Origin of the sequence: Mycobacterium asiaticum (assembly GCF_001668675.1) — a bacterium.
Lineage (GTDB): Bacteria > Actinomycetota > Actinomycetes > Mycobacteriales > Mycobacteriaceae > Mycobacterium > Mycobacterium asiaticum_D.
Window position 1 is genome coordinate 33541 of record NZ_LZKQ01000063.1, and the last position, 19834, is coordinate 53374.

At 67.9% G+C, this 19834-nt stretch carries 17 protein-coding genes and 1 pseudogene; 13 read left to right on the forward strand and 5 right to left on the reverse strand.

Annotated features, from left to right (window positions below):
• Positions 1-9 precede the first annotated feature (9 nt).
• A complete protein-coding gene (gene leuC / locus A9X01_RS06070) occupies positions 10-1440 on the reverse strand; it encodes a 3-isopropylmalate dehydratase large subunit (protein ID WP_065119889.1) in 1431 nt (476 codons plus the stop codon).
• Positions 1441-1523: 83 nt separating this feature from the next.
• Here leuC and A9X01_RS06075 point away from each other — a divergent pair, with 83 nt between their 5' ends.
• The 4 genes and pseudogenes from A9X01_RS06075 to A9X01_RS06095 form a co-directional block, all read left to right on the forward strand.
• Positions 1524-2225: an IclR family transcriptional regulator gene (locus A9X01_RS06075; protein WP_065119890.1), complete on the forward strand. Its 702-nt coding sequence runs from the start codon at positions 1524-1526 to the stop codon at positions 2223-2225.
• A gap of 121 nt (positions 2226-2346) precedes the next feature.
• The gene (locus A9X01_RS06080) at positions 2347-3291 is read left to right on the forward strand and encodes a helix-turn-helix domain-containing protein (protein WP_253848969.1); all 945 of its coding nucleotides are present in this window, start codon (positions 2347-2349) and stop codon (positions 3289-3291) included.
• Between the two features lie 376 nt (positions 3292-3667).
• On the forward strand, positions 3668-6037 hold the full coding sequence (locus tag A9X01_RS06090) for a PPE family protein (protein WP_065119893.1): 2370 nt from the start codon (positions 3668-3670) through the stop codon (positions 6035-6037).
• Between the two features lie 320 nt (positions 6038-6357).
• Positions 6358-7305: pseudogene (locus A9X01_RS06095) on the forward strand (PE family protein); the annotation flags it as partial.
• A gap of 13 nt (positions 7306-7318) precedes the next feature.
• Here A9X01_RS06095 and A9X01_RS06100 read toward each other — a convergent pair.
• Positions 7319-7951: a TetR/AcrR family transcriptional regulator gene (locus tag A9X01_RS06100; protein ID WP_065119895.1), complete on the reverse strand. Its 633-nt coding sequence runs from the start codon at positions 7949-7951 to the stop codon at positions 7319-7321.
• Between the two features lie 93 nt (positions 7952-8044).
• Between A9X01_RS06100 and A9X01_RS06105 the strand changes: the two genes are divergently transcribed.
• Both A9X01_RS06105 and A9X01_RS06110 read left to right on the forward strand, forming a co-directional pair.
• Entirely contained in the window at positions 8045-9256 is a 1212-nt protein-coding gene (locus A9X01_RS06105; RefSeq protein ID WP_065119896.1) for a cytochrome P450, read from the forward strand.
• Positions 9257-9264: 8 nt separating this feature from the next.
• On the forward strand, positions 9265-10212 hold the full coding sequence (locus tag A9X01_RS06110; RefSeq protein ID WP_065119925.1) for an SDR family NAD(P)-dependent oxidoreductase: 948 nt from the start codon (positions 9265-9267) through the stop codon (positions 10210-10212).
• Here the strand turns inward: A9X01_RS06110 and A9X01_RS06115 are convergent.
• A complete protein-coding gene (locus A9X01_RS06115) occupies positions 10199-10843 on the reverse strand; it encodes a hypothetical protein (protein WP_065119897.1) in 645 nt (214 codons plus the stop codon). The genes A9X01_RS06110 and A9X01_RS06115 overlap by 14 nt on opposite strands.
• Positions 10844-10921: 78 nt before the next feature.
• On the opposite strand from A9X01_RS06115, the gene A9X01_RS06120 reads away from it, so the two are divergent.
• From A9X01_RS06120 to A9X01_RS06130, 3 genes are read left to right on the forward strand one after another with little or no spacing between them, the layout of a single operon-like run.
• On the forward strand, positions 10922-12439 hold the full coding sequence (locus A9X01_RS06120; protein ID WP_065119898.1) for a carboxylesterase/lipase family protein: 1518 nt from the start codon (positions 10922-10924) through the stop codon (positions 12437-12439).
• A gap of 18 nt (positions 12440-12457) precedes the next feature.
• Positions 12458-14476: a DUF7064 domain-containing protein gene (locus A9X01_RS06125; protein WP_065119899.1), complete on the forward strand. Its 2019-nt coding sequence runs from the start codon at positions 12458-12460 to the stop codon at positions 14474-14476.
• A complete protein-coding gene (locus tag A9X01_RS06130; RefSeq protein WP_065119900.1) occupies positions 14443-14997 on the forward strand; it encodes a gluconokinase in 555 nt (184 codons plus the stop codon). Before A9X01_RS06125 ends, A9X01_RS06130 begins: the two co-directional genes overlap by 34 nt.
• On the opposite strand, the gene A9X01_RS06135 is transcribed toward A9X01_RS06130, so the two are convergent.
• Positions 14966-16033, reverse strand: a complete 1068-nt coding sequence (locus tag A9X01_RS06135; RefSeq protein WP_065119901.1) for a DoxX family protein — start codon at positions 16031-16033, stop codon at positions 14966-14968. The genes A9X01_RS06130 and A9X01_RS06135 overlap by 32 nt on opposite strands.
• Positions 16034-16112: 79 nt before the next feature.
• Between A9X01_RS06135 and A9X01_RS06140 the strand changes: the two genes are divergently transcribed.
• Both A9X01_RS06140 and A9X01_RS06145 read left to right on the forward strand, forming a co-directional pair.
• Positions 16113-16676, forward strand: coding sequence for an isochorismatase family protein (locus A9X01_RS06140; RefSeq protein WP_065119926.1), 564 nt, complete (start codon positions 16113-16115; stop codon positions 16674-16676).
• Complete coding sequence (locus A9X01_RS06145; protein WP_065119902.1) at positions 16673-17470, forward strand: nuclear transport factor 2 family protein; 798 nt, start codon at positions 16673-16675, stop codon at positions 17468-17470. Before A9X01_RS06140 ends, A9X01_RS06145 begins: the two co-directional genes overlap by 4 nt.
• An 8-nt stretch (positions 17471-17478) precedes the next feature.
• Here A9X01_RS06145 and A9X01_RS06150 read toward each other — a convergent pair whose 3' ends face one another.
• The gene (locus tag A9X01_RS06150; protein WP_065119927.1) at positions 17479-17844 is read right to left on the reverse strand and encodes a DoxX family protein; all 366 of its coding nucleotides are present in this window, start codon (positions 17842-17844) and stop codon (positions 17479-17481) included.
• A gap of 91 nt (positions 17845-17935) precedes the next feature.
• Here A9X01_RS06150 and A9X01_RS06155 point away from each other — a divergent pair, with 91 nt between their 5' ends.
• Both A9X01_RS06155 and A9X01_RS06160 read left to right on the forward strand, forming a co-directional pair.
• Complete coding sequence (locus A9X01_RS06155) at positions 17936-18811, forward strand: sigma-70 family RNA polymerase sigma factor (protein ID WP_253848971.1); 876 nt, start codon at positions 17936-17938, stop codon at positions 18809-18811.
• A 166-nt stretch (positions 18812-18977) separates the two neighbouring features.
• Complete coding sequence (locus A9X01_RS06160) at positions 18978-19814, forward strand: DUF3097 domain-containing protein (RefSeq protein WP_065119928.1); 837 nt, start codon at positions 18978-18980, stop codon at positions 19812-19814.
• Positions 19815-19834 lie beyond the last annotated feature (20 nt).

A 19834-nucleotide genomic window follows, 5' to 3' on the forward strand; every position in this document is an offset into this window, starting at 1 on the left:
TCAAGTCGACTAGTTCAAATCAGCGGGCGCGGATAGCTTGCCGCGCACCGCGGTGGCCGCAGCGACCGCCGGGGACACCAGGTGTGTGCGGCCGCCCTTGCCCTGCCGCCCTTCGAAATTGCGGTTGGACGTCGCGGCGCAACGCTCCCCCGGTGCGAGCTGATCGGGATTCATCCCCAGGCACATCGAGCAGCCCGCCTGCCGCCATTCGGCGCCGGCTGCGGTGAAAATCTCTCCCAGCCCTTCGGCTTCGGCCTGTGCCCGAACCCTCATCGAGCCCGGGACCACGAGCATCCGCACGTCCGGAGCGACCTTGCGACCACGCAATACGTCGGCCACCACCCGCAGGTCTTCGATGCGGCCGTTGGTGCACGATCCGACGAACACGGTGTCGACGGAGATGTCGCGCATCGCCGTCCCGGGCCGAAGGTCCATGTAGGCCAAGGCTTTCTCGGCGGCCTGGCGCTCGGCGTCATCGGTCATCAACTCGGGGTCCGGGACCGCCCCGGCCAGCGGCACCCCCTGACCCGGGTTCGTTCCCCAGGTCACGAACGGGCTCAGCGAGGTGGCGTCGAGGTACACCTCGGTGTCGAAAACCGCACCGGGGTCGGTACGCAGCTGCTGCCAGTAGGCAATTGCGGCGTCCCAGTCCGCACCCGCGGGTGCGTGCGGGCGGCCGCGCAGGAATTCGTAAGTGGTTTCGTCCGGCGCCACCATGCCGGCGCGGGCACCGGCTTCGATGCTCATGTTGCAAACCGTCATCCGGCCTTCCATCGACAACGATTCGATGGCGCTGCCGCGGTATTCGATGACGTGGCCCTGTCCACCGCCGGTGCCGATCTTCGCGATCAACGCCAAAATGATGTCCTTGGCCGTGACACCCGGGGGCAACTGGCCATCCACATTGACCGCCATCGTCTTGAACGGACGCAGCCGCAGCGTTTGGGTGGCGAGCACATGTTCGACCTCAGAGGTGCCGATTCCCATAGCGATTGCGCCGAAGGCCCCATGGGTCGAGGTGTGACTATCGCCACAGACAACCGTCATTCCGGGCTGGGTGAGCCCCAATTGCGGTCCGACCACATGGACGATCCCCTGCTCGATATCCCCCATCGGGTGAAGGCGGACACCGAATTCGGCGCAGTTGTGGCGCAACGTCTCGACCTGGGTGCGCGAAACCGGGTCGGCGATCGGCTTGTTGATGTCGAGCGTGGGCACATTGTGGTCCTCGGTGGCAATCGTCAGATCGGTACGTCGTACCTGCCGACCGGCCAGCCGTAGTCCGTCGAAGGCCTGCGGGCTGGTGACCTCGTGAACCAGGTGCAGGTCGATGTAGATCAGATCCGGTTCGGTCCCGTTGCCCGACACGACAACGTGGTCTTCCCAAACCTTCTCGGCCAAGGTTCGCGGCCGGGCCGCGGCTTGCGTGTGCTCCGCCATCTCGGTTGCCTCGATTCGCTCTATTCACGGCTCGCGATGATCCAGGGCTGTGATCTCATAATGCGAGACGCTAGTATCTCCTTGTGAGACAGCATAGCGGCATCGGCGTTCTGGACAAAGCCGTCGGCATTCTGCAGGTGGTCGCGGAATCCCCCTGTGGGCTGGCCGAACTGTGCGAACGAACCGGTATGCCGAGGGCAACGACCTATCGATTGGCGGCCGCCCTGGAAGTCCATCGGCTGCTGGGACGCGACGAGGACGGCCGGTGGCGCCTTGGCCCGGCGGTCACCGAACTCGCCGCGCACGTCAACGATCCCCTGCTGGCGGCGAGCGCCGCCGTGCTACCGCAGTTGCGCGAGACGACGGGTGAGAGCGTGCAGTTGTACCGCCGGGAGGGCACCTCGCGCATCTGCATCGCGGCCCTGGAACCCCCTGCGGGGCTGCGCGATACGGTTCCCGTCGGCGCGCGGCTGCCGATGACGGCCGGTTCGGGGGCCAAAGTGCTGCTGGCCCACAGCGACGCCGCGACGCAGCAGGCGGTGCTGCCGCAGGCGATGTTCACCGACCGGGTGCTGGCCGAGGTGCGCCGGCGCGGCTGGGCGCAAAGCGTCGCCGAGCGCGAACCGGGCGTCGCGAGCGTGTCCGCCCCGGTGCGCGACGGCCGCGGCGCGGTGGTGGCCGCGATTTCGGTTTCCGGACCGGTCGATCGGATGGGGCGACGACCCGGGGCGCGGTGGGCGGACGACCTCCTGGCGGCGGCCGACGCGATCACTCGCCGGCTCTAGCCCGGGGCGCGCCGAATGCGTCGCCAACTACACCAACTCGGCAGCCCTCGGTCAGTGCTTTGGGGCTGATGATCAATTCACGCAATGCCAAAATGAGCTGACAAGTATTTGTCTATGATCGGTGCCTGCCGAGCTGACGAGGAGCGAGATGGGGGAGCCCCGCCCCGGCGACGGGAGTCAGCGGCCCGGATCGCCGCCGACCGATCGAGTAGTCGCAGTCATCGAACTGCTGGCGACCCAGCACGAGCCGAGTTCGGTCGCGTCGATCGCTTCCCGGCTGGAGCTCAACCGATCGACCGCGACGTCGATTTTGCTTGCGCTGGAGAATGCCGGCTGGGTGACTCGGCAGGCGGATCGCAGATACACCTTGGGAGCCGGGTTGATCGCCGTGGCCGATGCGGTGCATCAAGCCTTCCCGGTATCGGCTGAGATCAACCACGAGCTTGAGGAATTGGCGCGCCGCGCGGGTTGCGGGGCAACACTGGCCTGGGTCGGTTCCACTGACATGACCTTCCTTGCCAGCGTCCCCGGCAGGCGCAAGATGCCGGCCGGGGTCACGGTAGGCCTCCGGTTGCCGGTCGGCGCGCCGGCCTGTGCGGCGGTGATTGCGCACCGCGATCTGCCCGAGCGCCGCGAGTGGCTGGCGACGGCCAAGCCGGACGATCGGGACATCCTCGAGGATGTGCTGTCACAGATACAGTCGACCCACGTGGCGGTATACGGGCTGGGTGAGTCGGATCCGAAGGTGCTCGACTTGCTCGGCGAGGTAGCCGACCTGCTGGCGGAAAACCCGCAACGCACCTCGCTGCGGCGGCGGATGTTCAAGCTGTTTGGCGAGCTCGCGCCAATCCCTTACACGGCAGAGCAACTCGCATCCAAGCAGCCTTTGTCCATTGGCTATCTGGCGGCGGCAGTGTTCGCCGACGGCAAGGCGAGTTACGAATTGCAGCTTGGGCCGTTGCTGCCGGCAGTCGGCCGGTCCGAGCGTGAACGCTATATCAGCGAGATCCGCGCGACGGCGGACAAACTCAGCTCCGGAGCAAATACGCTGCACCGCAAGCGTTGACGCGCGGCCCCTCGAGATCCGTTGGGGCGGCTGTCATTCGATCTGGCCGAACGGCACGCACCGTTCCGCGAACCGCCCAAACCGTCGTGGATGGTGCCGATCGAGGTGTCGAGGCGGACGTCAATCGCGTCGACCCATCCCCACGACCGAACCCTTGTCTGCGTTCCCACCCTCCTGTACATTAACTATCTGTCATTAGAGCGACGAATATTCGTCATCCGAAGGATGGCGAAGAGCGAGAAGCGGTCAAGCGAACTCCAGGTTGCCGTCTGCGCGGGAGTGGCCTCGATGCCATGCATGAGGTCCGGAGTCACGCACAACGAGGTGCGCCTGTAACTGGCAGCTTCATCCCGCCCGCCGGCAAGGAGTGAATCGAATGAATTTCCAGGTACTCCCGCCCGAGATCACCTCACTGCAAATGTTCGGCGGCACAGGGGCGGGACGGATATTGGCCGCGGCGGGGGGCTGGGAGGGGCTGGCCGCGGAGTTGCGCTCGGCGATGACTTCGTTCGAATCGCTGACTTCTGGGCTGGCGAGCGGCGCGTGGCAGGGCGCCACCTCCGCGGCGATGACGGCTGCGGCGGCCCCGCACCTAGGATGGCTGAGCGCGGCCAGCGCGCAGGCCGAGACAGCGGCCGGCGCCGCGGCGGCGGCGGCGGCGGCGTTTGAGGCGGCGCAGGCGGCGACTGTACATCCGGCGGCGATCGCCGCTAACCGCAATCAACTTGTCGCACTGGTGAACTCGAACCTGCTGGGCCTCAACACGCCGGCTATTTTTGCCGCCGAAGCCGAATACGAGTTGATGTGGGCCCAGGACATAGCAGCGATGGTGGGTTATCACGGCGAAACGTCGGCGATCGCCGCGGCGTTGCAACCGATCGTCCAACCGCTGGCGAGACTTGCACACCTGCCGGCACAGGCCGGCGCGGCCCTGTCCGCTGCCGCGGCGACCGGACCCCACCCCGCCATGGCCGTCGAGCTACCGGGGATCAGCCTTCCGTCCTTTAATATCCCCGCCCTTCAGCTGCCGCCCGTGAATCTTCTGGGTTTGGGATTGAGCAGTTTCAGCACGCCGGGACTCAACATTCCGCAGGTGACTATAGGCAATTTCAGTCTGCCACCGACCAGCATATCGATATCGGCGCAAAGTCTGACCATACCGTCCTTCACGTTCCCCGCCATTACGCTACCCGCTGTCAATATCGGCGGTTTCAGCACACCGCAGCTTGCTACCTCCCCCCTCGTCCTACCCTCATTACAATTACCAGCAAGCGGATTCTGGATCCCATCTGGTGGCGCGAATGTAGCCGCGAATCCGGGCGTGTTGACAAGTCGCGTTCCATCACTGAACTACATCAGCGTGGCGCTGATGGGCGTCCCGAACATACTGGTTCATGCTCCCTCGAGCATCCTGATCAATTTGAAACTCCCACCCACCATCTACGTCAACTTCGCCATGGAAGTACTGGGGCCGCCGGCCACCCCGGGAATATATATTGGCGACTTTGACCTCGGTACCGGACAGTTCACCGGAACTACCGGCTTCGTCCTTCCGCCCATCGAGGTGACAGGGTTCAGCACCCCGGCAATATCCATCCCCTCTTGGCAAACCCCCGCAATCACCCTCACCAACCCCGGAGCGACGATCGAAATCGGGTCGATCAGCGTTTCGGGAGTCACCTTCGGGCCGGTGATTGTGCCGCCGATCGAAATTGGGCACTTCCAGATACCCGACATCGCCGTCGGCCCCATCGACGTAGCCGGATTCAACACGCCCAGTCCCGTCGCCCTGACCGGGGGTTCGCTCGGCTTCGACTTCTTCAATCTGATCCCAAGGCTCAGCATCGAGTGGGCAAACCCGCTCTCCGGCCTCATCAATCCCGGACCCGACGGCTCGGTCGTAGGGCCCATCAACACGCCGGCCGTCACCGCCAACATCAACGTACCGGAAATAACGATTCCCCAAATCTCGTTCCCGCCGTTCAACTTGAACGCTATAAGCGTTCCGCCACTCAATGTGGCACCGTTCAGCCTGGGTCAGATTGACGTACCGGGCATTCAAGTGAACGGCATCAATATCGGCGCAATCGATATCCCTAGTATCAGCATCAAGCCACAGTTGCCAAATATCAGCGTAGGAACCTTCACCGCCCCCGCGATTACCGTCGGCAACACCGACGGCTTCACGTTCCCGACGATCAAGATTCCACAGATGACGCTGCCTGAAATATCGCTATACAACCCCGCGAATCCAGTGAATACATTCGGCATAGACCTCGACACCTATGCGTTCATCGACCTTCAAGGCTCGATTGTTGAAATTGACCCCAATCCCTTCCATACGCGGGTGCACATCGGGATTCCCGCGACTCAAATACCGTCCCTGACGTTGGTCAACGCCACGAACGTCGGCAACCCCTATAGCCTGCTGATCGACGCGAAAATCGGGCCGTTGGCGCTGCCGACCGCGACGGTCAATCCGATCAATCTCGCGTTGCCCACCGGCCCACAGGTGAACCTGTCGAATTTCGGCATCGGCAACATCGCCGTGAGTACCTTCAACCTTCCCCAGATCACCGTTCCGCCCATCGCAGTCGGGCCGCTCACCGGCACCAATCTGCCGCGAATCGACCTCAGCGGCATTCAGGTTGGGGGCTTCACCAGCCCCCCCATCGTCATTCCGCCGATCCAACTGAGTCAGACCATATTGCCGAGCTTGACTCTGTTGCCGGCCATCCACCTGTAAACCTCCCGCAGTGCGCAAAAGTGTTGCCTTTCAACAGGTCTACGTGCTGCGCCGGAGCGGCTCACGGCCAGTTTCGGTGACGGCCCATCCTTGTGCGCGATTCCGCCCTCGGGTATATTGACTATTCGTCAATTGAATGACGAATAGTCGTCATACCGGCTTCGACGTGATGGTCTTGACGCGCGAGAAGCAGTCGGGCAATCCCCGGGCTGTCCTCGCCTGGGAGCGTTCTCGCTGCCCTGGTCAAGTTTGTTGCCACACCCAACGACGGGTGCATGAACCGGTGATGCTGCACACCGTCACTTGGAGGTAGGCACCAAATGTCTTTCGTGATCGCCACACCCGAGGTCTTCGCATCCACCGCCGCCAGCCTGAATTCGATCGGGTCGTCGTTAAGCACAGCTCATTCCGCGGCGGCTTCGGTAACCACCGGCATGCTGGCGGCGGCCCAAGACGAGGTGTCGCTCGCCATCGCAGCGCTGCTCGGTCAGCACGCCGACGCCTACCAGTCGGCCGCTGCGCGGGCCGCGCAAATCCAGGACGAGTTTGTGGAGCACCTGTCCGCCGCGGGCCGCGCCTATGCGGTCGCGGAGGTGGCGAATGTCTCGCCGTTGCAAGCCGTGGAGCAAAGCATCCTCGGGGTGATCAATGCGCCCAGCCAGGCGCTGCTGGGGCGCCCGCTGGTCGGCGACGGGGCCAGCGCAACCACTCAGGGCGGCAATGGCGGTGCGGCCGGGTTGTTGATCGGCAACGGTGGCAATGGCGCCGCAGGCGCCCCCGGCCAGGCCGGCGGCAACGGCGGGGCGGGCGGGTGGTTGTTCGGCAACGGCGGTTCCGGTGGTGCCGGCGGGAACGCGCTGGCGCAGGCCGTCGGTGCGGGCGGTGACGGCGGGATCGGTGGTGCCGGCGGCGGGGCGCGGCTGCTCGGCGACGGCGGCATCGGTGGGGCCGGTGGCGCCGGTGGTCAGGCGGACAACGCCGGTGACGCCGGCGGAACCGGCGGCGGGGGCGGTCGCGGTGGAGCGGGCGGCTGGTTGTTCGGCAACGGTGCCGGCGGCGGCCGCGGCGGGGCGGGCGGTGCGGCGGTGGCCGGTCCCGGCGGCGCGGGTGGCGACGGCGGCGGCGGTGGTTCATCGACGCTGATCGGGGACGGCGGGGACGGCGGCGCCGGTGGGATCGGCGGCCCGGGCGCGCCCGTCGGCGGCGATGGGAACGGCGGCACCGGCGGTGCCGGTGGATTGCTGTTCGGCAGCAACGGATCCAGCGGTTGAGAGCAGCCCGTCAGAGCGGCCAGCTGGTCGGCTCGGCGGCGTAGCGGATCTGCGGTGACGGCGGCAACGGACGCCGTTCGCCGGTGGAGATCGCGTCGATGACCAGCGCGACGTAACGTCGCCAGCCGTCGCTGCCGGTGTCCATCGTCGACAACACGCTGTAGAGCATCGCGATGAGGCGGGGGAGGTCATCGGCCACGAGGTCCTGACGTATCCGGCCCTCTCGCTGGCCCCGTTGGACCAGCTCGTCGAGCGCCTCGTTGAGGGCGTCCGAGACATCGGGCGTCAAGGATCCGGCCCGGTGCGCGGCGGCCAGCAGGTGGTGTTCCCGGGCGCCGAGCGCTATCGCCGCCTGCACCAGATGGGTGAGACCTTGCAGCGGGTCCGGCGTGCGGCGCGCGTCTTCGATTGCGGGCGTGAGGTGTTCGGCGATGCTCTGATCCAGAGCGGCGCGGACCAGCTCGCCCTTGGCGGGGAAGCGGCGGTAAAGGGTCCGTTCGCCGACGCCGGCGCGACGGGCCACCGCCTCGACGGGCGTGTCCGGGCCGGTCTCGGCGTAGACCTCGCGGGCGGCGCGCAGGATCCGTTCCACGTTGCGCGCCGCGTCGGCCCGCAACCGGTGTCGCTCTTGCACCGCGGTCACCGGCCCAGCCTAACTGACAGTTGACTGCCAGTATGTCCGGTCCTAGGCTCGTACAACTGGCAGCCGTCTGACACTTGATGGGAATCACCGGTCATGTCAACCACTTCCGATGTTCGTTCCGAGGCTGACCTTCCGGTCATTCCCGTCCAGCGCGACGCCCAGTGTCCGCTCGCGCCGCCGGCCGAATTCGTCGGCTGGCGCGACGAGCCCGGGCTGCGGAAGGCGATGTATCACGGTCAACCGGCGTGGGTGGTGAGCCGTTACCGGGATATCCGGGCGGCCCTGGTCGATCCGCGATTGTCCGCCGACACCATCCCGGACTTCATGAAGCCGCAGAACACCGAGAACACGCCGGTGATGTTCGCCCGGGTGGACGATCCCGAGCATCATCGGTTGCGCCGCATGCTCACCGGCAACTTCACCTTCCGCCGCACCGAAGCCATGCGGCCGCAGATCCAGGACCTCGTCGACCACTATCTGAATCAGATGATCAGCAAGGGTCCGCCCGCCGATCTGGTCCGGGAATTCGGGTTGCCGGTGCCCTCGCTGGTGATCGCCCTGCTGCTCGGCGTGCCGCCGGAAGACCTCGAGCTGTTCCAGCACCACACCACCGTCGGCCTGGACACCCGAACGAGCGACGAGCAGAAGGCGCAGGCCTTCGGCGCGATGTACGCCTACATCGAAGAGTTGGTGGAGCGAAAGAAGCACGAACCCGGTGACGACCTGATCAGCCACCTGGTCGTCGATCACATGGCGACCGGCGAGGTCAACCGCGAGACGGTGGCCATGACCAGTGTGATCATGATGCAGGCCGGCCACGAGACCACCGCCAACATGATCTCGCTGGGAACGGTTGCGCTGCTTGACCATCCAGAGGTGTTCCGACGCCTCGGCCAGACCGACGACCGGACGGTGGTCGCCAATATCGTCGAAGAGCTGATGCGCTACCTGTCCATCGTGCACAGCCAGGTGGACCGAATCGCCACCGAGGATTTCATGCTGGGCGGCCAATTGATCCGCGCCGGGGACGCGGTCGTGATGAACCTGCCCGCCGGCAATTGGGACACCGAATTCGTCGATCGCCCAGATCTTTTGGACGCCGGTCGCAATCCACGCGGTCACCTGGGTTTCGGTTACGGCGTGCACCAGTGCATCGGCGCCAACCTGGCCCGGGTCGAGATGCAGGTGGCGTTCTCGACGCTGGCGCGCCGCCTGCCCGGGCTGAAGTTGGCGGTGACCCCGGATCAGTTGCAGTTCAAGCAATCCGACATCTACGGCATGAAAGAGCTACCGGTCAGCTGGTGAACAAGGACATGCGCTTCGACGATCAGGTCGCGGTCATCACCGGTGCCGGCGGCGGCCTGGGCGAACAGTACGCGTTACTGCTGGCCGCACGCGGCGCGCGCGTCGTCGTCAACGACATCGGTGGATCGGTGACCGGCAAGGGCAACTGCCCCGCGCCGGCGCATGACGTCGCTGCCGAAATCAACCGGCGCGGCGGCCAGGCCGTCGCCGACACGCACAGCGTCACCAGTCCCGAAGGGGGACAGGCGATCATCGACACCGCCCTGGACACCTGGGGGCGGGTGGACATCCTGATCAACAACGCCGGAATCGTCGGCGACGCATTGTTCGAGGACATGACGCCAGCCCGCCTGCAGCCGCTGGTGGACGTGCACCTCACCGGCGCCTTCAACGTGACCAGGCCGGCCTGGAAGGCGATGCGGCGGCAACGCTACGGTCGGGTGCTCAACACCTGCTCGGCCGCCGGACTCCTGGGCGCGGAGAACATGAGCAACTACGGGGCGGCCAAGACGGGATTGGTCGGCTTCACAAGGGTGCTGGCCGCCGAAGGGGCCCGCGACGGCATCAAGGTCAACGCCATCGCGCCGATCGCGCTGACCCGGATGCTGACGCACTCGATCGAGGGCGCCGGCGCGCTGGACGACCCGGCCGCGCAGGCCGTCATGGACGACCTTGTCGGACAGTATCTTCGCAAGCTGGACCCCGGCCTGGTCGCTCCCGTGGCGGCATACCTGACGCACCGGGATTGCCGGGTGTCCGGCGAGATCTACACCGTCGGCGCGGGGCACGTCGCCCGCTTCTTCATCGGCCGGACCCGAGGCGTCCACCGTCCCACGCTGTCCGTCGAGGACGTGCGGGACCACCTCGACGAGATCCGCGACGAAACCGGCTACACCGTGCCGAGTGGTCCCGCGGACGAGATGAGTGAACTGTTCGCCGTCATCATGAGCAGTTGAACGCGATGCCGACGCCGTCCGGCGGTGGCACCGACCGCAGGCATCCGTACGGCTGCACACCGGCGGCGCCGAAACGGGCCGCGGACTGCCGCGCGTAATTCACGCAGAACACCCCGGCCTGATCCGCCCGGCAGCGGTAGTCGTTGAAGGACAACGAGTCCCCAATGGTCAGCTCGGTCCCGGTGCCGGCCAGGAACGGTCCCGGATCGGCCCGCGCAGCACCCACCCACAGGTTGGTGCCATCGAAATCGACCCATCCTGGCTTCCACTCGCCATACGCCGTTTCCGGCCGGGGCGGTGGGCTGGCGAGCTGCACCAGGCAGGACAGGCCACCGGGAGTGTGCGCGGTGTCCGTCGTGCAGCGGGTCTTGTTGCCCGGAGCGCTGAACGCGGTGTCGGCGCCCAGCCGGTAGCGGGCCGGATCGGCGGGACGGCCGGCTTCGATCCAGGCGATGACGGCGGCGATCGGCGACCCGGCGGCCGGCGCCGCACCGGCCGGTGGCGGCGTCCCGGTGGCCGCGGTCGCCGTGGTGGTGCGCGGGGCCGTCTGCGTCGACGCCGGGCCGCCGTCCACGGTGTGTGAGCAGGCGGCAACCAGCACCGAGACGGCGACCAGCGCGGCAATCCGCATCACGACAGGTTAACCGCCCGACAACGGAATTGGGCGCTGCGCACGGCGCGCCCGGGACGCGTCCGCTACCGTCAATTTATGCACGAGCGCATCGTCCGCGCCCGAACCACCGCCGGCACCGTCGAAGGATTCACCCGCGACGGCGTGAACCGCTGGCGCTCGATCCCCTACGCGCGGCCGCCGGTCGGGCCGCTGCGCTACCGCGCGCCGCAGCCTGCCCGACCCTGGTCAGGGGTGCGGCACTGCCACGGATTCGGCAACTGTGCGCCCCAGCAGCGCCGCTACACCCTGCTCGGCCTATCGGGTCTGGGCGGCCGGTACCAGCCGATGAGCGAGGACTGCCTGACCCTCAACGTGGTCACGCCCGAGGGCGGGGCGTCCGAACCGCTGCCGGTGATGGTGTTCATCCACGGCGGCGGCTACATCCTGGGTAGCTCGGCCACGCCGATCTACGACGGTGCCGCCCTGGCCCGGCGCGGCTGCGTGTACGTGTCGGTCAACTACCGGTTGGGCGCGCTCGGGTGCCTGGACCTGTCCGCCCTGTCGACCCCGGACCACACCATCGACAGCAACCTCTACCTGCGCGATCTGGTCCTGGCGCTGCGCTGGGTGCGGGACAACATCGCCCACTTCGGCGGGGACCCCGACAACGTCACCATTTTCGGCGAAAGCGCCGGCGCCCACATCACCGCCACCCTGCTCGCGGTGCCCGCCGCCGCGGGACTGTTCCACCGGGCGATCTCGGAGAGCCCGGCGGCGGGGATGACGCGTTCGCAGGATGTGGCCGCCGAGTTCGCGAGGCGCTTCGCCCACCTGCTCGGCGCCCGCACGCAGGATGCCGCCAGCACCGTCATGCGGGTGTCGGCGGCCCAACTGGTGGACACCCAGCACCGGCTGATCGATCAGGGCATGCAGCAGCGGCTGGGCGCCTTCCCGATCGGCCCGGTGTTCGGCGACGACGTCGTCCCGGTCGACCCGGTGGAGGCGATGCGCACCGGCCAGGCCCACCGGGTGCCGCTGATCGTCGGAACCAACGCCGAAGAGGGCCGGCTGTTCACCCGCTTCCTGGGCATGTTGCCGACCAATAAGGCGATGGTCGAAGAGCTGCTGGGCGAACTGGAACCGGAAGTCCGCGAACGGATCACCGCCGCGTACCCGAAGTACCCGCACCCGTCGGCGTGCATCCAGCTGGGCGGCGACTTCGCGTTCAGCTCCGCGGCCTGGCAGATCGCCGAGGCACACGGCGCTCACGCACCCACCTACCTCTACCGCTATGACTTCGCCCCGCGGACGCTTCGGTGGTCGGGCTTCGGCGCCACGCATGCCACGGAACTGTTCGCGGTGTTCGACATCTACCGCACCCGGTTCGGGGCGCTGCTGACCGCGGGAGCCGACCGGCGCGCGGCGCTGCGGGTCAGTAACCAGGTGCAACGGCGTTGGCGGGCCTTCAGCCGGCACGGCGTACCCGGCGACGACTGGCCGGTGTACACCCACTCCGACCGCGCCGTGCTGGTGATCGACCGCAAGACCCGCGTCGAGTACGACCCGCACCGGCACCGCCGGTTGGCCTGGGACGGTTTCTCCCTCGCACGCTGACCTGGCACGCTGGGGCTCATGGCCCCGCAGACCGGAGAAGACACCGACCATGCGATCGAACGCCCCGGCGACCTCACTCCGGACTGGCTGACCGCTACCGTGCGTGCCGGTACCGTTGCCGACTTCACCGTCGAGCGCATCGGCACCGGGCAGATGAGCGAGTGCTACCGCATCGGGCTCAGCTACACCGACGGTGCGGCTGCCGGCCCTCCGTCGGTGGTGTTGAAGGTCGCCGCGACGGACCCGGTAAGCCGCCAGACGGGGCTGGCGCTGGGCCTGTATGAGCGCGAGGTCCGCTTCTATCACGACATCGCGCCGCGCCTGGGCGGGGCGATCGCACCCTGCTACCACGCCGCGATCGACGTCGCCACCGGCGTCTTCGACCTGTTGCTCGGCGACGCCGGCCAGGCCGTCGTCGGCGACGAAATCAGCGGCGCCACAACCGAACAGGCCTTGCTGGCGGTGACCGAGCTGGGACGGCTGCACGGCCCGCTGCTGGGTGACACCGCGCTGGCCGACGCGCCGTGGCTCAACCGGGCGTCACCACTGAGTCAGGCGATGATCACGCCGTTGTACGCGGGATTCGTCGAGCGTTACGGCGACCAGATCGCCCCCGAGCACCGCGCGGTCTGCGAAAGTCTGGTCAGCTCCTTCGACGGCTATGTTGCCCAGCAGGCCGCGCACGACGGCATCCGCGGCCTGGTGCACGGCGACTTCCGGTTGGACAACCTGCTTTTCGGGACGAGCGAGGGCAGCCGGACGCTCACGGTGGTCGACTGGCAAACCGTCTCCTGGGGCCCGGCGCTCACCGACCTGGCGTACTTCCTGGGATGCGCGCTGCCGGTGCAGGACCGTCGCGAACACTATGACGCGCTGCTGGGGGCCTACCATCAGGCGCTCGGCCCGGACGCACCACTCAGCCTCGCCGAGGTGCGCGACGGTGTGCGTCGGCAGGGATTCTTCGGTGTGACGATGGCGATCGTGTCGTCGATGCTCGTCGAGCGCACCGAGCGCGGTGACCGACTGTTCATGACGATGCTGCAACGGCACTGCGAACACGTCCTGGACACCGACGGCCTGGCGCTGCTGCCCGCCGCGGCGGCGCCCGAACCGCTGCGGCCCGCGCCCGAGGACGAACTGTCCCACCCCGCCACCGACGAACCGTTGTGGAGCGAAAGCTGGTACGCCGACTTCGCCGACGCCGCAGAGGGTTTGGGTGGCTGGTTCCGGCTCGGGCTGATCCCCAACCAGCAGACGGCCTGGATCCACGCACTGCTGTGCGGACCCGATCTGCCGACCATCGCGGTCGACTACCAGGTGCCGCTGCCCGACGATCCGTGGCTGGTGAAGACCGACGGCATCGAACTCGAGCACTCCGCCACCGACGCCCTCGGCAGCTACCGCGTCGAACTGCGCGGGCTGGGCCAGTCCTATGCGGATCCGTCGGCGCTGCTGCGCGGCGAACCGGGGGAGCCCGTCGAGATCGCGATGAACCTGCTGTGGACCACCGACGGCAGCCCGTATCAGTACCGGTTGACCACCCGCTATGAGATCCCGTGCACCGTTTCGGGCACCGTCACCGTCAAACATGCTCGCTACCAGATCAACTCGGTGCCTGGGCAGCGCGATCACTCCTGGGGAGTGCGCGACTGGTGGAGCATGGACTGGATGTGGAGCGCGCTGCACCTCGACGACGGCACCCACCTGCACGGCGTGCGCATACAGATCCCGAACACCCCGGCGATCAGCGTCGGGTACGCGCAGGCCGCCGACGGAAACATGACCGAGCTGACCCAGGTGGCAGTGCGGGAAGCTTTCGGCGACAACGGGTTACCGGAAAGCCAGACGCTGGAGCTGGCGCCGGTCGGCATCACCGCGCAGGTCGACATCCACGCGCATGCGCCGGTGCTGCTGACCGCCGTCGACGGCCGGGAAAGCCAATTCCCCCGGGCCTGGGTCACCGTCACCACCGCGGACGGTCGCACCGGCGCGGGCTGGATGGAATGGAACCGCAGCCAGGGCGGGCAGCCGCGGTGAGCCCGGCCAGGCCGCCCGTCGTCGTGATGGGCGTTTCTGGCTCAGGCAAATCCACCGTAGGTGCGGCCCTGGCGCGCCGGTTGGGAGTCCCGTTCGAAGACGCCGACCGGCTGCATCCACAGGCCAACATCGACAAGATGGCCGCCGGTGCGGCGCTCACCGACGCCGACCGCCGCCCTTGGCTGGACCGGGTCGGCGCGTGGCTGGCCGAGCACCGCGACGGCGGAGTGATGTGCTGCTCGGCGCTCAAACGCGCCTACCGGGACCAATTGCGCGGCCACTGTGACCGCGTCCGATTCCTGCATCTGGACGGCACGCCCGAACTCATCGAACGCAGGATGGCCGACAGAACCGGCCACTTCATGCCGCCCACGCTGCTGCGATCGCAATTCGACACGCTGGAGCGGCTCGGCGCCGACGAACGAGGCGTCGTGGTCGACCTGTCCGACGAGGGCCGCGATGTCGCGGCCGTCATCGACGTCTTTCTGGCTAACGACCCCAGCGCTTGCGACGGCTCTTGAGGTCGCCCAGCTGGTCGTCGAGGCGCCCGCGGGCGGTGTAGGCGAGATCGGTGCCGCGGGCGGCGGCCAGGGCGGCGAGCTCGCTGCTGCGGGCCGCGGCCAGGTCGGCGAGCTCGCTGCTGCGCGCCGCCGCACGATCGGCCAATTCGCTGCCCCGGTACCGCGCCGTCTCGGCCAGCTCCAGGCTGCGGGCCTGAGCGGTATCGGCCAACTTCTTGCTGCGCTTGCGCGCGGCCTTGGCGTAGGGGGCGCCGCGCTCGGCGGCGGTGCTGGCCAGTTCCTCGCCGCGCTTGCGGGCCTTCTTGGCGTACGGCGCGCTCTTCTCGGCCGCGGTGCTGGCGAGCTCACGGCCCCGCTCCAGGGCCGCCTCGGCGTACGGTGCGCTCTTCTCGGCCGCGGTGCTGGCGAGTTCGCGGCCCCGCTCGAGCGCCGCCTCGGCGTACGGTGCGCTCTTCTCGGCGGCCGTGCTGGCCAGTTCCCGGCTGCGCTCGGCGCCGACCTGCAGGCCGTGCACGATCTTTTCGCCCAGCTCGGAGTCCAGCAGGGTGTCACTCGAACCCGGCAGCGCGCCGGACACCCGCTCGGAGAGCCGCTCGGCCGCGCGCCTGCCGCGCCACCCCAGCGACGGTTTGCCCGCCGTGTCGGCGGCCGCGATGATCAACCCGCCCAGCAGGCTGATGTCGGCCAGGAACGCGCGCCGCTTCTCGGCCTTGCGCTCCGGGTCAGTTTCGGTCCAAAACATATGCGCGCCAAGGTTGCCCGGGATCACGGTCAGCGCCAGCGCGGCCGAGGCCACCCGGGGCAGGCGGCCGGCGGCCAGCAGCACCCCGCCGCCGATCTGGACGGCCGCGTTGATCTGAGCGAAGGTCTCGGCGTCCGCGGGAATGCTGCCACTCACCGACTCCGGCAGCGCCTGCAGGCCGCTCACCGTCGGTTGTGCGGCTTGAGCTGCGGGTTTCGGGTTCAGCAGCGCGTCCACTCCCTGGCCGATGAACACTGCGGACAACATGGGTCGGGCGATTCTGCGGATCAACATGGGCGCTGTGTTCCCCGGCCGGCGGGGGCACAAACCCGGTATCCGCCGGTTGGGTGCCCGCGGCGATAGGGTGTACGACGTGCGGGCGTTGATCATCGTCGACGTGCAGATAGATTTCTGTGAAGGCGGTGCGCTGCCGGTCACGGGCGGGCACGCCGTGGCCCGCTCGATCAACGACTACCTGGTCGGGCGGCCCGGCTACCAGCACATCGTGGCGACCAAGGACTTCCACATCGATCCCGGCGACCATTTCTCCGACGACCCGGACTACCGCGCGTCGTGGCCGCCGCACTGCCGGGCGGGCAGTCGCGGCGCCGACTTCGACCGCGATCTCGACACCGCACCCATCGAGGCGGTCTTCCGCAAGGGCGCCTACAGCGCGGGTTACAACGGCTTGGAAGGCGTCGACGACGACGGGACGCCGCTGCTGGATTGGCTGCGGCACCGCGACATCGACGAGGTGGACGTCGTCGGCATCGCCACCGATCACTGCGTCCTGCACACGGCGCGGGCCGCGGCCCGCAACGGCCTGGCCACCAGGGTCCTGCTGGACCTCACCGCCGGTGTGTCACCGGACTCGACGGCCCAGGCACTCACGCACATGCAAGCCGCCAACATCGCACTGATCGGAAATAGCTCATGACGACATCGAATCGGGACGCCCTGCTCGCCGCCGTTGAGCGCTCACCGCAGGCGGTATCCGTGCACGACCGCACCGCATGGGTCGCGGTCTTCACCGACGACGCGCGCGTCGAGGATCCGGTGGGGTCGAGCCCGCACGTCGGACACGACGAGATCTACCGGTTCTACGACACTTTCATCGGTCCGCGCGACATCAAGTTCCATCGCGACCTGGACATCGTGCACGGGCCCGCCGTGCTGCGCGACCTCCAACTGGAGGTGGGCATGGGCGCCGGGGTCACCATGCACATACCGGCGTTCCTGCGCTACGACCTGCGCGACGTCGACGGCGAATGGAAGGTCGCCCACCTGCGGGCCTACTGGGAGTTGCCGGCAATGATGTTGCAATTCCTCAAGACCGGGCCACGTGCGCTGTCACCCGGGCTCGGCCTGGCCCGGGGACTGCTCGGCAACCAGGGGCCGCGCGGCACCGTCGGCTTCATGACCGGCTTCCGCCGGGCCGGGACCCGGCACAAGAAGCTGGTCGAGGATTTCCTGACGGCGGTCGCCCGCGGTGACAAGTCGGCCGCGGTGGCCGCGTTGTCCTCAACGGGCCCAATAACTTTGGGCGACGACGATCCGCTGGACCTCGCCGAACTCAGCGACCGGTTGCGCTCGGCGAGCACCGGCAAGGTGATCGGCGCGGGACCGGCAGTCGTCGCATCGGTCGCCTCCGACCAGGGCCGCGGCATCCTGTTCGCCGACGTGACTCGCCGCGGCGATCAGATCAACGAAATCCGTTACTTCCCAGCCTGATCGGTCCGTCAGCCACCATGTCGGTAATGCCACACCATGAGCATCAGGGACGCGACCGACAGGGCCAGATAGGCGCCCGGGAACGCGATGTTGTCGAACACCCGCGCGCGCACGTGCGCCGCGACGGCGCCGACGAAGTACAACACCAGCCCCACGGCGGCAGCGATCCCTATTCCGGGCAGGCCGAGCAGGCCGACGACCAAACCGCCGGCACCGGCGAATTTCAGCACGGCAAGTGTCGGCAACCAGGACCGCGGCACTCCCACGCGGGCCGAATTGGCCAGCACGAACTGGGCGGGCACCAAGTCGGGCAGGGCGACTCCGGCGGTAAGGGTGGCGGTGGTGGTCACGACCGCCAGATAGGCGAAATTCATCGACGGGGTCATAATGCTGTTCACTCCTTCTTGCTCGGACGATCAAGTGGCTCACTTTCACTGACGATCGCTGTGCCGGAAAGGTGACCTGGTGGACCGAACGGACCTCGCGCAACGCTTCGACGCCGACCGTCGCCACCTCAAGTCGGTGGCCTTCCACCTGCTCGGCTCCGCCCCCGACGCCGAGGATGCGGTCCAGTCCGCGTGGCTGAAAGCCAGCCGCGCGGACGCCGCCGGTCAACCCATCGAGAATCTGACCGGGTGGTTCACCACCATCACCGCACGGGAGGCTCTCGACCAGCTGCGGGCGCGCAAGCGACGGCCCGAGCGGCCGCTGACCGACGCTGACGCGGAGCGGTTCGCCGCGCCGGCCGCCGACGACGACGCCCTGCTGGCCGATTCGGTGAGCCGGGCGCTGCTGGTGGTTTCCGAGCGGCTCTCACCGGCGCAACGGGTGGCCTTCGTGCTGCACGACGTGTTTGCGGTGCCGTTCGAGACGATCGGCGACCTGCTGGACCGGTCACCGGCCGCGGCGAAGAAACTGGCCAGCCGCGCACGCGAGCGGGTGCGTCCGGTCGCCACCGCGCGCACCGGGCGGACCGCCGAGCACGTCAAGCTCGTCGAGGCGTTCCTGGCGGCCTCGCGCGGCGGCGACATCGACACCCTGCTGCGCCTACTGGCGCCGGACGCGGTGCGCAGGGTCGACCGCACTGTGGTGCCCGAGACCGTGTCGGCCGAGGTGCGCGGAGCGCACCAGATCGCCGAGGAGACCCGCACTTTCGCGCAACGCGCGGCGGCCGGTGCGGTCGTGCTGATCGACGGGGCACCCGGCGTCGCGATCGCGGCCGCCGGCCGGCTGCAGATCCTGCTGCGCATCGAGTTCGGCCCCGATGACCTGATCCACACGATCGACATCACCGCGGACCCCGACCGCCTCCGCGGCGCAACCCTCACGCTGCCCCGGTAGCAATACAGCAAGACCACAGCAGCATGCCGTTGATCCGCGGCGCAGTGTCGTTCGTGGTGGTCATCTCGATCATTCACGCGTTCCAGTCGCCTGCGAGAGTGAACTTTACGACGCCGACGCGGCGTGTCCCGTCGTGAAATGCACGCTCGGTGAGAACGATTGCCGGGTGATTGATCGCTATGGAACCGACGTGCTGGCCGGGGGAGGGCGACGCAAACCCCGCTCGGTCGAGCACCCCGTCGAGATCGGCATGGTCGTCGAGGACGCGCAGACCGGGTATGTGGGCGCCGTCGTGCGCGTCGAATACGGGCGCGTGGACCTCGAAGACCGGCACGGCAAAACTCGCGGTTTCCCACTGGGGCCGGGATACCTGCTGGACGGCGAGCCCGCCATTCTCACCCCGCCGCGCCGCGCGACGCCCGCTACACCGGCCCGGACCGCGTCCGGCTCGGTGGCGGTGCCCGGTGCGCGGGCCCGGGTCGCCCGCGCCAGCCGCATCTACGTCGAGGGACGCCACGACGCCGAACTCATCGCTCAGGTCTGGGGCGAAGACCTGAAGCTCGAAGGGGTCGTGGTCGAGTACCTCGGGGGTGTCGACGACCTGGTCGGCATCGTCGAGAAATTCCGGCCCGGCCCGGGGTGCCGGCTGGGCGTGCTGGTCGACCACCTCGTCGCCGGGTCCAAAGAATCGCGGATCGCCGAGGCGGTACGGCGGGGACTCGGCGGCGCCGACACGCTGATCGTCGGTCACCCGTACGTGGACATCTGGCAAGCCGTCAAACCGCAGCGGCTCGGCCTGCAGGCCTGGCCGCGGGTGCCGCGACACATCGAGTGGAAACACGGTGTGTGTCAGGCGCTGGGTTGGCCGCACGCCGACCAGGCCGACATCGCCCGCGCGTGGCAACGCATCAGGTCCGCGGTCCGCGACTGGAACGACCTGGAACCCGCGCTGATCGGACGGGTCGAAGAGCTGATCGATTTTGTGACGCTGCCTGCTCAATAAGAGTGGCGTACATCACCGTC

Coding starts and splice junctions, on each gene's coding strand:
- leuC (WP_065119889.1), bottom strand. CDS start 1,440: ATGGCGGAGCACACGCAAGCCGCGGCCCGGCCGCGAACCTTGGCCGAG.
- A9X01_RS06090 (WP_065119893.1), top strand. CDS start 3,668: ATGAATTTCCAGGTACTCCCGCCCGAGATCACCTCACTGCAAATGTTC.
- A9X01_RS06105 (WP_065119896.1), top strand. CDS start 8,045: ATGTCAACCACTTCCGATGTTCGTTCCGAGGCTGACCTTCCGGTCATT.
- A9X01_RS06110 (WP_065119925.1), top strand. CDS start 9,265: ATGCGCTTCGACGATCAGGTCGCGGTCATCACCGGTGCCGGCGGCGGC.
- A9X01_RS06115 (WP_065119897.1), bottom strand. CDS start 10,843: ATGCGGATTGCCGCGCTGGTCGCCGTCTCGGTGCTGGTTGCCGCCTGC.
- A9X01_RS06120 (WP_065119898.1), top strand. CDS start 10,922: ATGCACGAGCGCATCGTCCGCGCCCGAACCACCGCCGGCACCGTCGAA.
- A9X01_RS06125 (WP_065119899.1), top strand. CDS start 12,458: ATGGCCCCGCAGACCGGAGAAGACACCGACCATGCGATCGAACGCCCC.
- A9X01_RS06130 (WP_065119900.1), top strand. CDS start 14,443: ATGGAACCGCAGCCAGGGCGGGCAGCCGCGGTGAGCCCGGCCAGGCCG.
- A9X01_RS06135 (WP_065119901.1), bottom strand. CDS start 16,033: ATGTTGATCCGCAGAATCGCCCGACCCATGTTGTCCGCAGTGTTCATC.
- A9X01_RS06145 (WP_065119902.1), top strand. CDS start 16,673: ATGACGACATCGAATCGGGACGCCCTGCTCGCCGCCGTTGAGCGCTCA.
- A9X01_RS06150 (WP_065119927.1), bottom strand. CDS start 17,844: ATGAATTTCGCCTATCTGGCGGTCGTGACCACCACCGCCACCCTTACC.